Annotated in this window: 12 protein-coding genes; 8 read left to right on the forward strand and 4 right to left on the reverse strand. The window is 69.1% G+C overall.

Going from position 1 to position 12321, the window contains the following annotated elements; all coding sequences use genetic code 11:
- The first annotated feature begins 109 nt into the window (after nt 1-109).
- From AC07YZ_RS06275 to folK, 5 genes are read left to right on the forward strand one after another with little or no spacing between them, the layout of a single operon-like run.
- Entirely contained in the window at nt 110-1225 is a 1116-nt protein-coding gene (locus AC07YZ_RS06275) for an AI-2E family transporter (RefSeq protein WP_494794124.1), read from the forward strand.
- Nucleotides 1226-1245: 20 nt separating this feature from the next.
- The gene (gene hda / locus AC07YZ_RS06280; protein ID WP_494794557.1) at nt 1246-1932 is read left to right on the forward strand and encodes a DnaA regulatory inactivator Hda; all 687 of its coding nucleotides are present in this window, start codon (nt 1246-1248) and stop codon (nt 1930-1932) included.
- Complete coding sequence (locus AC07YZ_RS06285) at nt 1929-2651, forward strand: histidinol-phosphatase (RefSeq protein ID WP_494794125.1); 723 nt, start codon at nt 1929-1931, stop codon at nt 2649-2651. Before hda ends, AC07YZ_RS06285 begins: the two co-directional genes overlap by 4 nt.
- The gene (pcnB, locus tag AC07YZ_RS06290; protein ID WP_226494003.1) at nt 2648-4327 is read left to right on the forward strand and encodes a polynucleotide adenylyltransferase PcnB; all 1680 of its coding nucleotides are present in this window, start codon (nt 2648-2650) and stop codon (nt 4325-4327) included. Before AC07YZ_RS06285 ends, pcnB begins: the two co-directional genes overlap by 4 nt.
- Before the next feature lie 29 nt (nt 4328-4356).
- Nucleotides 4357-4839, forward strand: coding sequence for a 2-amino-4-hydroxy-6-hydroxymethyldihydropteridine diphosphokinase (gene folK / locus AC07YZ_RS06295; RefSeq protein WP_494794126.1), 483 nt, complete (start codon nt 4357-4359; stop codon nt 4837-4839).
- 24 nt (nt 4840-4863) lie between these two features.
- Here folK and pdxH read toward each other — a convergent pair whose 3' ends face one another.
- Both pdxH and AC07YZ_RS06305 read right to left on the reverse strand, forming a co-directional pair.
- Nucleotides 4864-5499, reverse strand: coding sequence for a pyridoxamine 5'-phosphate oxidase (pdxH, locus tag AC07YZ_RS06300; protein WP_494794127.1), 636 nt, complete (start codon nt 5497-5499; stop codon nt 4864-4866).
- Nucleotides 5500-5520: 21 nt separating this feature from the next.
- Nucleotides 5521-6213, reverse strand: coding sequence for a gamma-glutamylcyclotransferase (locus tag AC07YZ_RS06305; protein ID WP_494794128.1), 693 nt, complete (start codon nt 6211-6213; stop codon nt 5521-5523).
- Between the two features lie 107 nt (nt 6214-6320).
- On the opposite strand from AC07YZ_RS06305, the gene AC07YZ_RS06310 reads away from it, so the two are divergent.
- Entirely contained in the window at nt 6321-6902 is a 582-nt protein-coding gene (locus AC07YZ_RS06310; RefSeq protein ID WP_494794129.1) for an OmpA family protein, read from the forward strand.
- A 69-nt stretch (nt 6903-6971) separates the two neighbouring features.
- On the opposite strand, the gene gloA is transcribed toward AC07YZ_RS06310, so the two are convergent.
- Together gloA and AC07YZ_RS06320 are read right to left on the reverse strand one after the other, a co-directional pair.
- Nucleotides 6972-7382 carry a lactoylglutathione lyase gene (gene gloA, locus AC07YZ_RS06315; RefSeq protein ID WP_226493998.1) on the reverse strand — a complete coding sequence of 137 codons (411 nt, stop codon included), beginning with the start codon at nt 7380-7382 and terminating at the stop codon, nt 6972-6974.
- Between the two features lie 5 nt (nt 7383-7387).
- Nucleotides 7388-7930, reverse strand: coding sequence for a PaaI family thioesterase (locus tag AC07YZ_RS06320; RefSeq protein ID WP_226493997.1), 543 nt, complete (start codon nt 7928-7930; stop codon nt 7388-7390).
- 54 nt (nt 7931-7984) lie between these two features.
- Between AC07YZ_RS06320 and AC07YZ_RS06325 the strand changes: the two genes are divergently transcribed.
- Complete coding sequence (locus tag AC07YZ_RS06325) at nt 7985-8464, forward strand: MarR family winged helix-turn-helix transcriptional regulator (RefSeq protein WP_494794130.1); 480 nt, start codon at nt 7985-7987, stop codon at nt 8462-8464.
- Nucleotides 8465-8648: 184 nt separating this feature from the next.
- Complete coding sequence (locus AC07YZ_RS06330; protein ID WP_494794131.1) at nt 8649-12281, forward strand: PAS domain S-box protein; 3633 nt, start codon at nt 8649-8651, stop codon at nt 12279-12281.
- Nucleotides 12282-12321: the final 40 nt, after the last annotated feature.

A 12321-nucleotide genomic window follows, 5' to 3' on the forward strand; every position in this document is an offset into this window, starting at 1 on the left:
GGTGTCTGGCGGGCGGTTGCGGTGCCGCAAGAGGCGGCGGACTAGAATTTGCCCCAGATTTTAAGGGTTTGCCTCCGCGGCCCGGTCGTTCACCCCGACGTTGCTGTCCATGACCTTCACACCGAACCAGATCCGCGCCGCCACTTGGGGCCTTATTGCGCTCGTGATCTGGCTGCTGCTGTCGCTGCTGGCGCCGGTGCTCATGCCATTTCTGCTGGCCGCCGTGCTGGCCTATGCGCTGCACCCGCTGGTGGAGCGGCTGAAAGCGCGGCGCATTCCGCGCTGGCTGGGTGCGGGCCTGGCGATCTCGCTGCTCTCGCTGGTGCTGGTGGCGGTGCTGCTGCTGATCGTGCCGGTGATCACCAAGCAGGTGCCGCTGCTGCGCGAGCAGGTGCCCGCCTTGTTCGATAGCGTCAACACCCGGCTGGTGCCGCTGCTGGCGCGCTTCGGCATCGAGCTGCAGGTGGACGTGACGCTGGTGCGCGGGTGGATGCAAAAGCTCATCAGCGGCCACGAGGGCGAACTCATCGACGGCTTGCTGTCGTCGCTGCGCATCGGCGGCAGCGCGCTGGCGGCGGTGTTCGGCAACCTGATCCTGGCGCCCATCGTGGCCTACTACCTGCTGCTGGACTGGACGAATCTGGTGGAGCGCAGCAAAGGGCTGATCCCGCCGCGCTGGCGCGCCAGCGTGCAGAGCTTTCTGGACGAGACCGACGGCGTGCTGGGTCAGTACCTGCGTGGCCAGTTGCTGGTCATGGGCGTGCTCGCGGTGTTCTACACCGTGGGGCTGGCGCTGGTGGGCCTGAAACTCGCGCTGCCGATCGGTGTGTTCACCGGGCTGGCGGTGTTCGTGCCCTACCTGGGCTTTGGTCTGGGCTTGGTGCTGGGGCTGCTGGCCGCGGTGCTGCAGTTCCAGACGCTCACGGGCGTGGCCCTGGTGGCTCTGGTCTACACGGTGGGGCAGGTGGTCGAGAGCATGTACGTCACGCCCCGACTGCTGGGCGAGCGCATCGGCCTGCACCCCATCGCCGTGATCTTCGCGCTGATGGCCTTTGGCCACCTGTTCGGCTTCGTGGGCATTCTGGTGGCGCTGCCGGTCAGCGCGGTGCTGCTGGTGGCCATGCGGCGCGCCAAAGGCGGCTACATGAGCAGTGGTCTGTATCTGGAAGGCTCGCGCCCGGCGTCGCCCGCGCAAGCCGCCCCCGCGCAGGACGACCCGGCATGAGCACAGGCAAGCAGCCGCCCATGAAACAGATGGCGCTGGACATCGGCCTGGCGCCGGTGTCCACGCTGAGCAATTTCGTGGCCGCGGGCAACGAGGCTGCGCTGGAGCATTTGCGGCTGTGGGCCGGCAACCCCATGCGCTCGCCCGTGCCCACCTTCCTGTGGGGCGAGGGCGGCAGCGGCAAGTCGCACTTGCTGCGCGCGGTGCGCGAGGCCTTGCGCGACCACGGCAGCCGGGTGGGCTGGATCGACGCGACGACGCTGCACCCCGTCGAATACGACGAACACTGGGACGCCGTGCTGTTCGACGATTGCCAGCTCTACACCGCCGAGCAGCAGGCCGCGGCGTTCAACTGGTTCGTCAATGCGCAGAGCCCGGCCCATGGCCCCGCGCGCTGGGTGCTGGCGGCGGCGGACCGGCCCCCGGCCGATCTGCAGTTGCGCGAGGACCTGCGCACCCGCCTGGGCTGGGGCCACGTGTTCCAGCTGCACGCGCTGGGCGAAACCGAGCGCCGCGCCGTGTTGCGCCGCGCCGCCGACGAACGCGGCGTGTTCCTGGGTGACGAGGTGATGGACTTCATGCTCACCCGTTTCTCGCGCGATCTCTCCAGCCTGATGATGCTGCTCGACCAGCTCGACGCTTATGCCTTGCGCACCCAGCGCGCCATCACCATTCCGCTGATCAAGTCCATGCTGGAAAACGAATGACCGACACGACGACCGCCGGGCGGACGCCCGGCGAGCCATCCTCCGCAGGGCTGCGGCTCGCGCTGTTTGACCTGGACCACACGTTGCTTCCGCTCGACTCCGACCACGCCTGGGGCCAGTTCACGGTTTCCCTGGGCTGGCGCGACGCCGAAAGCCACACCCGCGCCAACGACGCTTTCTACGAGCAGTACAAGGCCGGCACGCTGGACATTGCCGAATACATCCGCTTTGCCACCGGGGCCCTGCGTGAGCACGGCATGGCGCGTGCCCATGCCGCGCACCAGCGTTTCATGCAGGAGGTGATCCGGCCAGCGATGAGCGAGCCGGCGCTGGCCCTGCTGCGCGCGCACCAGGCGGCGGGCGACGCGGTTGTGATCGTCACCGCGACCAACGAATTCGTCACCCGCCCCATCGCCCAGGCCTTTGGCGTGGACGAACTGATCGCGATCGACCTGGAGCGCGACCCCCAGGGCGAGCCCACCGGTGAGATCCGGGGTGTGCCCTCGTTTCGCGAGGGCAAGGTGGCGCGTGTGGAACAATGGCTGTCCGCGCGAGGCTTTTCCTGGGCCAGCGTGGCGCACAGCACTTTCTACAGCGACTCCATCAACGACCTGCCGCTGCTGGAAAAAGTGCACGAGCCCGTGGCCACCAACCCGGACGCCCGGCTCCAGGCCATCGCCCTTGAACGGGGTTGGCGCATATTGAACCTATTCGAATGATCAAGAAATTCATCAACAGGCTGCTGGGCAAGACCGACAGCACCTCCGCGCGCCGCGCCAACCCCTTTGGCAAACGCGAAGACGTGCCGGTGGCGGTGCACGGCATCGACCGAAGCCTGGTCGACCAGCGCGCGCTGGACGTGGTGCACACCCTCAAGCAGGCCGGTTTCGAGGCCTACCTCGTGGGGGGCGCCGTGCGCGACCTGCTGCTGGGCCTGCGCCCGAAAGACTTCGACGTGGCCACCAGCGCCACGCCCGAGCAGGTCAAGGGCCTGTTCCGCCGCGCCTTCATCATCGGCCGGCGCTTTCGCATCGTGCACGTGATCTACGGCCGCGGTCGTGAACACGAAATGATCGAGGTCTCGACCTTTCGCGCCTACCTCGACAGCGCGGATGCCGAGCAGGTCAAGGGCAACGAGCGCACCAGCAAGGGTGAACTCGCCGGCATGAAGCACGCGGTGGACGCCAGCGGGCGCGTGCTGCGCGACAACGTCTGGGGCCCGATCGAGCACGACGCGGCCCGGCGCGACTTCAGCATCAACGCCATGTACTACGATCCGGAAACGCAGACCGTGGTCGATTTTCACCATGGCATCCGCGATGCGAAGAAGAAGACCCTGCGCATGATCGGCGACGCCGCCACGCGCTACCGCGAAGACCCGGTGCGCATCATCCGCGCCGTGCGTTTCGCGGCCAAGCTCAGCGGTCTGGGTTTCAAGTTCGACGCCAAGACCCTGGAGCCGCTGGCCTCGTCGCGCAATCTGCTGGCCGATGTGCCGCAAAGCCGTTTGTTCGACGAAATGCTCAAGCTGCTGCAGACCGGCCACTCGCTGGCCAGCGTGGAGCAGCTCAAGGCCACTGGCCTGGGCACCGGCATCTACCCGCTGCTTGACGTGGTGGTGCAGCGCGCCGACGAACCGTTCGTCAAGCTGGCGCTGCAGGACACCGACCGCCGCGTGGGCGAGGGCAAACCGGTGGCGCCCAGTTTCCTGCTGGCCTGCGTGTTGTGGGCCGACGTGCGCAAAGGCTGGAGCCAGCGCCTGCAGACCCGCCCGGGCCAGCGCCCCATGGCGCCGGTGGCGGCCTTGCAGGACGCGGTGGACGACGCCTTCGAGGCGCGCATCGGCGACGTCTCCGGCCGCGGCAAGCTCGGCGCGGACATGCGCGAGATCTGGATGATGCAGCCGCGTTTTGACAAGCGCGTGGGCACCTCGCCGTTCAGCCTGGTGGACCAGCCGCGTTTTCGCGCCGGTTTCGATTTTCTGCGCCTGCGCGCGCAGGTGGGCGAGGTGGAGGAAGAGCTGGCCCACTGGTGGGAAACTTTCAGCATGGCCAGCGACGAGGTGCGCGAAGACATGGTGGACGCACAGCGCCGCGAGAACCTGGCCAAACCCGGTCCGGGCAAGGCCCGGCGCGTGAAGCGCAGCGACGGGGACCACCCGGCCAACGCCCCGGCACCCGACCCCCGTTTTCGCGCCGCCGATGGTGGCGAGGACGGGGACGGCGTTGAAGAAGACGGCTCGGCCTCCGATGCTACCGACGGCGCGGCGCCTGCCGATGGCACGGCCCCGGCCAAGAAGCGGCGCCGGCGGCGTCGCAAGCCCGGTGGCGCAGGCCGTGCCGATGGTGGGCAAGGCGGCGAAGGCCCGGACGGTGGCGGCGCCATCATCGACTGAAGCCGGGCCGCACCGGCCCGCCCACAGCCATGCCGCGCGACACCCCGCTCCGTGAACCCGTCACGGCCTACGTGGCCCTGGGTGCCAATCTGGGGGACGCCGCGCGGACGGTGCGCGACGCGCTGAACGCGCTGGCGCACACCCCGGCCGTGCGTCTCGTCCAGGCCTCCAGCCTCTACCGCACCGCGCCCATCGAATCGAGCGGGCCCGATTACATCAACGCGGTGGCCGAAGTGAGCACCCCGCTTACCGCGCCCGCGCTGCTGGCGGCACTGCAAGCCATCGAAGACGCTGCGGGCCGCGAACGCCCCTACCGCAACGCGCCGCGCACGCTGGACCTGGACCTGCTGCTGTACGGCAGCGCACACATCGACTCGCCGGCGCTGACCGTGCCACACCCGCGCATGATGCAGCGCGCGTTTGTGCTGGTGCCGCTGCACGAGATCGCGCCGGGCCGGGTGACGCCAGAGGCGCTGGCGGGCGTGTCGGGGCAGGCGATCCAGCGCTTCTGAGGGCGCCACGCCGACACGCTGGCCTCAAGGCGCCAGCCGCTCCCTCAGCCAGCTTCCATCGGACTGCGCCGTGTAGCGCAGCCGGTCGTGCAGCCGGCTTTTGCGGCCTTGCCAGAACTGCCAGTTGTCGGGCTTGAGCCGGTAGCCGCCCCAGTGCGGCGGGCGCGGCGGATTCAGCAGGAACTGCGCGCCGTATTTCGCCGCATTCGCCACCAGCACCGTGCGGCTTTCGATCACCTCGCTTTGTGGACTGGCCCAGGCGCCGATGCGGCTGTCCAGCGGGCGGCTGCGGAAGTATTCGTCGCTCTCTTCGGCGCTGACCTTTTCCACCACGCCCTCGATGCGCACCACCCGCTCCAGCTCGACCCAGTGGAACTGCAGCGCGGCGAACGGGTTGCCCGCCAGCTCCTGGCCTTTGCGGCTGGCGTAGTTGGTGTACCAGACGATGCCCTGTGCGTCGTAGCCCTTGATCAGCACCACGCGCGTGCTCGGCCGCAGGTCCGAACCCACGGTGGCCAGCGTCATGGCGTTGGGTTCGGGCACTTCGCTGTGGATGGCCTCGGTGAGCCATTGGTCGAACTGCTCGAGCGGGTCGGCGTGCGAGGCCGACTCGCTGAGTTCGGCCTTTTCATAGCTTTTGCGGAGATCGGCGATGTTCATGCGGCCAGTATAGGAGTTGGGTCAGGGTACAGCGACCCGCGCAGCGGTGGAGCGTGGGGGTGAAGAATCATCGTCCACCAGCCGCAGCAGTTTTTCCAGTGCGCGGTCTTCGATGCCGTGCGCGCGCAGGCCGTGCCATGTCTGGCGCGCGTAGTCCAGCGTGCTGCCGTAGCGACCCACCGAGTGGGTGAAGATCTCGCGGTAGCGCTCGGCGCCGAGCGCGCCGGTGTAGTTGGGGCTGTGGCGCGAGAGGGTGAACGCCAGCGCGTGCACCGGGCCCTGCGCGGTCTGGCACCGCAGCCACTTCGGGTCGTACACCGGGTTGGGCATTTCACGGGCCCAGAGCGTGGGCATGAGCGCCTCCACCCGCTCGTGGGGCACGCGCAGCGCCAGCCCGCTGCAACTGCCGCCGGCCATCAGCGCGAACACCAGCCCCGGGCGCTCGGGTGTGCCGCGGTTCACGCGACTCCACATCTGCAGGCTGCGGTGGTAGCCGTGCACCCGGGCCAGGCGCTGTTCGGCGGCGTCGAACTCGGGCCGCCACACCAGCGAGGCATAGCCAAACACCCACAGATCGGGCCGCGGTCCCTGGGCGCGCCACTGCGCCAGCGTGTCGCGCATCATCTGCGCGCCATCGCGCTGGGCAGGGTCCCAGGTGGGTGGGCGGGCGTGGCGGGGACGAAAGGTGGCGGGGTGGGTTTCGAGGGCAGCCATCTACAATCCGGGGTTGTTTGCGTCGGTCGTTTTCAGTCACTTTTCGGACCGGTCGCCTGCGGGTTGTCCGTTGTTCGTCGCCCATTATTCTTCACGGAGTGTTGCCCATGTCTTCCCAGGATAACGATCAGGACGCCCTCGTGGTGGCCGCGGTGCTGATTGTCGCCATGGTGATGGCGCTGGGGGTGGCGGTTGGCGTGGCCATCCACCAGGTGCGCGGTGCCAGCGCGGCGACCGTGGCCGCCGCCGCTGCGCCGGTGGCATCCCCTGGGGCCGGTACCACCGCAGTGGCGGCCGCCCCCGTGGCCACGGCGCCCGTCGCGGCTACCGCCCCCGCGCCCGTCATGAGCCGCAACGATGACGCCAGCGTGGTGGTGGAAAACGGCGTGGTCAGTTTCTACTTTGCCTCCGGTCAGGCCGATCTGGCCCCGGGCGCACTGGACGCGCTGGAAGACGCGATCGCTGCGGCCAAGTCCGGCAAGCGCCTGGTGCTGTCGGGCTTCCACGATGCCACCGGCAACCCCGTCACGAACGCCGCCCTGGCCAAGCGCCGCGCGCTGGCGGTGCGCGACGCGCTGGTCGGTGCGGGCGTGTCCTCGATGGCGCTGGAACTCAGGAAGCCCGAAGAAAGCACCGGTTCGGGCAACGACGCGGAAGCGCGCCGGGTGGACGTGACGATCGCCGACTGAACGTCGGGCGCTCGGCCCCCCATCAAAGGCCCGGCATTGCCGGGTTTTTGACTTTCTGGGTTTTTCAGTTCAGCGCAAGCCCTGGCCGCTGGCGTGCTCCGCCCGCTGGATCAGTTCAATCTTGTAGCCATCGGGGTCCGTCACGAAGGCAATGACGGTGCTGCCGCCCTTGACCGGGCCGGCCTCGCGCGTCACGTTGCCGCCCGCGGCCTTGATCTTTTCGCAGGCCGCGTAGGCATCGGGCACACCCAGAGCGATGTGGCCATACGCCGTGCCGAGTTCGTAACTCTCGGTGCCCCAGTTGTAGGTGAGTTCGATCTCGGCCTGCGCCGGGTTGCCCTCGTAGCCCACGAAGGCCAGCGAGTATTGGTACTCGGGGTTTTCCGACGTGCGCAGCAGCTGCATGCCGAGCACCTGGGTGTAGAAGTCGATCGAGCGCTGGAGGTTGCCCACGCGCAGCATGGTGTGGAGTAGTCGCATGAGGGCTATTTTGACGGCATGTCGAAGACCAGGCAGGTCGTCGTGGCATGGGCGTAGAGCGTGCCGTCCGGGCCGATCAGTTGCGCGTCGGCGGTGGCGAGCTGGCGCCCGCAGTGGATCACGCGGCCGATGGCGCGCACACGGGGCACTTTGGGCGTGAGCGCGCGCACGATGTTCACGCTGAGCTCGGCCGTGGTGTAGCCGCGCCCGGCGGGCATGCGGGTGTGCACCGAGCAGCCCAGCGCCGAGTCGAGCAGGGTGGCGAACCAGCCACCGTGCACCGTGCCCATGGGGTTGAGATGCTGCGGGCCGGGCGTCCCCTGAAAGATGGCGCTGCCGTCGCCGACGTCGATCACCAGGAAGTCCAGCGTTTTCGCGATGGCGGCATAGGGGAGGTCGCCGCGCAGCATGGCGTGCATCAGGTCCATGCCGCTCATGCCGGCCACCTGGTCCGGGCGTGCCACGCCAGGGCCGGGCCCGGCGTCCAGGCGCCGCAGCACCTCCTGTTCTTCGGCCAGCCAGGTTTCCAGCATGTCGGGCTTGTTCATGGGGATTTCCTCAAGAAAGTTGTATATGCAACGATTGTAGATACAATCAGAACCATGTCACCTGTCGCCACCGCGTCATACCCTGTTGCTTCCGAGGTCAAGCCCCTGGGTTGCACCAACCTCAAGCTGCGCCAGCTCACGCGCCGTGTCACGCAGCACTACGACCAGCACCTGGCGCGGGCCGGCCTCAAGATCACACAGTATTCGCTGCTGGCCCATGTGGACAAGCTCGGGCCACTGGCGCCGGGCGAACTGGCGCGCCGCATGGAGATGGGCGCCTCTACGCTCACGCGCAACCTGCGGCCTCTGGTGGCCGCGGGCTGGGTGGAAATGGGCGAGGGCGCCGACGCGCGCGGCCGCCTCATCCACATCACCGACGCCGGGCGTGAGGTCCGCCGTCTGGCGCAGCGCCAGTGGAAGGCCGCTCAGCTGGCGCTGAATCAGAAACTCGGCCTGGCCACCGTGGTCGCGCTGCACGCCTTGCTGGACCAGGGGCTGGCCGCGTTCCACGCCCAGCCGGGCGAAGAGGACTGAAGGCGCCGACCGCTCTGAAATGGCACTTTGGTGCGAAACCGCACGGTTCGCGCCAAGGGCTCGTTTTTTTCGTGAATATCTCACCAAAAACAGCACCGCGCTTGATGCACAGTGCGGGCCATGGCCCCGGTGCGATGAAGCCTTTCCGGTTATCGAAGCCCCTGGACGGATATTCTTCCCTTCGATGCCCAAGCACCCCGTCATCACCGTCAACGCCCCTGCCGATGAATGGTCCCGCCTGCAGGCCCTGCGCTCGCTGGCCGAACTGGACACCGCGTCGGACACCACACTCGACGACCTCGTGCGCATGGCCGCGCGTGCCTTCCGTTGTCCGATCTCGGCCATCAGCCTGGTGAGCGAAGACCGCCAGTGGCTCAAGGCCGCGTTTGGTCTGGAACTGCGCCAGACCACCGACTTCCTGGTCTTTTGCGGCCAGACCCTCCGGCACAACGGCGTGTTCGTGGTGTCCGATGCGGCCCTGGACCCGGACTGCGCCGAACACCCCCTGGTGACCGGGCACCACCGGGTGCGTTTCTACGCCGGCGTGCCGATCCGGGTCGACGCGCACGTGGTGGGTACCCTGTTCGTGGTTGATCGCCAGCCGCGGACCCTGAACGAGGACGAGCGCGCGCTGCTGGTGGATCTGGCGCTGGCGGTCGAGCACCGTCTGGCCACCCTGCGTCAGCGCATGTACGCGCGCGAGCGCGAGAACGACTTCCGCGAACTGGCCGAGCAGATGCCCGGCATCGTCTACCGCGCCGCGCTCGACGAAGCCAGTTCCACGCTGTACGTCAGCTCGCGCATCCGGGAGCTGGGCTACACCGCCGAAGAGTGGATCGCCCGGCCCGACGCCTGGCTGCAGGCCCTGCACCCGGACGACCGCGAGCGTGTGCTCGGCGAACACGCCCGAGGTGTGGCGCGGGGCCAGCCGTTTGAACTGCGGTACCGCCTGCGCGACGCCGCGGGCCGCTGGCGGCACATCGAAGACGCGATCCGCATCGTGCGGCTCTCGGGCGACGCAGGCGTTCCGCTGATCCAGGGCGTGATGCTCGACGTCACCGACCGTGCGCAGACACAGGGCCTGGACGATCTGCTGTTCCGGCACCTGCCCGACGGTGTGCTGCTGGTCGATGCCGGGCACCGGGTGCTGGAGGCCAACCCGCGGGCCGAACAGCTGCTGGGCCTGTCGCGCAGCGCCTTGGTCCACCGGCCCATGGCCGAGCTGTTCAACCTCGCCGTGTCGGAAGAGACCGCGCGCCACCTGCTGGCCGGCGACGCCCAGGGCCTTGAATGGGATTACCTGCACCCGGACGGGAGCCTGCGCTATTTGGAAGACACCGCCCGCACGCTGGCCGATGGCCGGCAGATCCGCGTGTTGCGTGACGCGGGCCGCCGGCGCGAAGAATCGGCCCGGCTGCGGCGCCTCTCGCTGGCCGCCGAACAGGCGTCCGAGGCCATCGTCATCACCGATCTGGCGGCCAACATCGAATACGTCAACCAGGCCGCGATCACGTCCTCGGGCTACTCGCGCGAGGAGCTGATCGGGCGCAACTCACGCATGTTGCAGTCGGGCCTCACACCCATGACGCGCCACCGCAAGCTGTGGGCCCACCTCATCGCCGGCCGCTCCTGGCGGGGGTTTCTGAACAACCGGCGCAAGGACGGCAGCCTCTACATCGAGTTCGCCACCATCTCGCCGGTGCGCGCGCCCGACGGCCGGGTCACCCACTACCTGGCGGTGAAGGAAGACATCACCGAGAAGCGGCGCATGGGCGAAGACCTCAACCGCTACCGACACCACCTGGAGGATCTGGTGGCGCAGCGCACCGACGAGCTGGAGCGGGCCCGGCGCGCGGCGGAAGCGGCGAGCACCGCCAAGAGCGATTTCCTGGCCACCATGAGCCACGAGATCCGCACCCCCATGAACGGGGTGATCGGCGTGGCCGACGTGTTGATGCGCTCCAGCCTGAACCCGCACCAGATGGAGCTCACCGGCACCATCCGCGAGTCGGCCTTCGCGCTGCTGTCCATCATCGACGACATCCTCAACTACTCCAAGATCGAGGCGGGCCGCATGGTGCTGGAGCAGGCCCCGATGAACCTGCTGCGCCTGGCCGAGGGGGCCTGCGACGTGGTGCACCCGATGGCGCTGGTGCAGGGTGTGCGGCTGCATGTGTTCGCCGACCCGGCCCTGCCCGCGGCACTGATCGGGGACGCGGCCCGGGTGCGCCAGGTCATCATCAACCTGGTGGGCAACGCCATCAAGTTCTCCGCCGGACAGGACCGCCCAGGCCGCGTGGCGCTGCGCCTGCTGCCGCTGGCCGGTGGCGGCCTGCGGCTGGACGTGTCGGACAACGGCATCGGCATGTCGCCCGAGGTGCAGGCGCGCATCTTCCAGCCTTTCGAGCAAGGGGAAAGCTCCACCTCGCGCACCTACGGTGGCACCGGCCTGGGGCTGGTGATCTGCCAGCGGCTGGTGGACGCTATGGGTGGACGCATCCGGGTGGCGAGCACCCCCGGTGTGGGCAGCAGCTTCAGTGTGGAGCTGCCCCTGCCTGCCCACGGGGTCGAACGCCCGGCGCCCGTGCCGCACGATCTGGACGGGCTGGAATGCGTGCTGGTGCTTGACGACGAGGCGCTGGTGCAGGACTGGGCCACCTACCTGAGCGCGGCCGGTGCGGTGGTCAGTCGGGGCGAGGCGCTGCCGGTGACGAACGCACCGGTGGAGCCCAGCGCTGGCACCACGGTGCTGATCCTGTCGGTGGAGCGCCAGCGCCTGCTGCAGAGCCAGGGGCAGAGTCTGCCGCAGGGGCTGCGCACGGTGCTCGTGCGCCACGCCGAGCGGGGCGCGCCGCGTTTCGTGCAGCCCACCGTGGTGGAACTCGAAGTCGGCGGCGTGCACCGCGACGAACTGCTGCTGGCCGTGGCCATGGCCGCCGGACGGGCCAGCGCCCTGCCCATGGACGCCGAACCCCCACAGAACGCCCAGGCGCCCGCGGTGCCCGACCCGGCGCAGGCGGCCGCGCAGGGGTGCCTGATTCTGGTGGCCGAAGACAATGCGATCAACCGCAAAGTGATCCGGCACCAGCTCGAATTGCTCGGGCTCGCTTCGGAGCTGGTGGCCAGTGGCCAGGAAGCGCTGGACTGCTGGCGCGCCGCTCCCGGGCGCTACGGGCTGCTGCTGACCGACCTGCACATGCCAGGCCTGGACGGGTTTGCGCTCGCTGCGGCGATCCGGCGCGAAGAGCCCACCGGCCAGCGCCTGCCGATCATCGCCTCCACGGCCAACGTGCTGGGGATGGACGCGGCGCGCTGCCGCGAGGTGGGCATGGACGCCTGCATGAGCAAGCCGGTTGCGCTGGACGTCTTGAACGACACCCTGCGGCATTGGCTGGGGCGTGGGAAAACCGGGGCCGGGCCGGTCGCCATGACCACACCGCCTCCGCCCGAAGCGGCTGCGGTGCCGGCCCCCCGGGGCGATGCGGCGCTGCACGAGTTCGACGACAGCGCGTTGACGCGCCTGGTGGGGCCGGACGATGCCTTCCAGCTGGACCTGTGCCAGCGCTACCTCGACAGCCTGGACCAGGCCCTGGAGGACATCGGCCGCGCCATCGCCTCCGAAGACTGGCGCGCCGCCGGTCTGGTGGCCCACCGGCTCAGGACCTCCACGCTCGCCCTGGGCGCCGTCGGACTGGGGCGGGTCTTCGAGGCCATGGAGATCGCCGGTCGCGAGAACGACGCGGATGCCCTGCGCCAGCAGGCGCGGTGGCTGGAGCCGGCCGCGGACACGGTTCGCCGCCACCTGCGGCGCCAATAGCTCGCGACCCCGGTCACGGCCGTGGCGGGTGGGCCGCGGC

The organism is Hydrogenophaga sp. GW101-3F08 (genome assembly GCF_059424585.1).

What these genes read in the sequence shown, in the direction of transcription:
- AC07YZ_RS06310 (WP_494794129.1), top strand. Translation starts at nt 6,321, where the DNA reads ATGTCTTCCCAGGATAACGATCAGGACGCCCTCGTGGTGGCCGCGGTG.
- pcnB (WP_226494003.1), top strand. Translation starts at nt 2,648, where the DNA reads ATGATCAAGAAATTCATCAACAGGCTGCTGGGCAAGACCGACAGCACC.
- AC07YZ_RS06305 (WP_494794128.1), bottom strand. Translation starts at nt 6,213, where the DNA reads ATGGCTGCCCTCGAAACCCACCCCGCCACCTTTCGTCCCCGCCACGCC.
- AC07YZ_RS06285 (WP_494794125.1), top strand. Translation starts at nt 1,929, where the DNA reads ATGACCGACACGACGACCGCCGGGCGGACGCCCGGCGAGCCATCCTCC.
- pdxH (WP_494794127.1), bottom strand. Translation starts at nt 5,499, where the DNA reads ATGAACATCGCCGATCTCCGCAAAAGCTATGAAAAGGCCGAACTCAGC.
- hda (WP_494794557.1), top strand. Translation starts at nt 1,246, where the DNA reads ATGAAACAGATGGCGCTGGACATCGGCCTGGCGCCGGTGTCCACGCTG.
- AC07YZ_RS06325 (WP_494794130.1), top strand. Translation starts at nt 7,985, where the DNA reads ATGTCACCTGTCGCCACCGCGTCATACCCTGTTGCTTCCGAGGTCAAG.
- folK (WP_494794126.1), top strand. Translation starts at nt 4,357, where the DNA reads ATGCCGCGCGACACCCCGCTCCGTGAACCCGTCACGGCCTACGTGGCC.
- gloA (WP_226493998.1), bottom strand. Translation starts at nt 7,382, where the DNA reads ATGCGACTACTCCACACCATGCTGCGCGTGGGCAACCTCCAGCGCTCG.
- AC07YZ_RS06330 (WP_494794131.1), top strand. Translation starts at nt 8,649, where the DNA reads ATGCCCAAGCACCCCGTCATCACCGTCAACGCCCCTGCCGATGAATGG.
- AC07YZ_RS06320 (WP_226493997.1), bottom strand. Translation starts at nt 7,930, where the DNA reads ATGAACAAGCCCGACATGCTGGAAACCTGGCTGGCCGAAGAACAGGAG.
- AC07YZ_RS06275 (WP_494794124.1), top strand. Translation starts at nt 110, where the DNA reads ATGACCTTCACACCGAACCAGATCCGCGCCGCCACTTGGGGCCTTATT.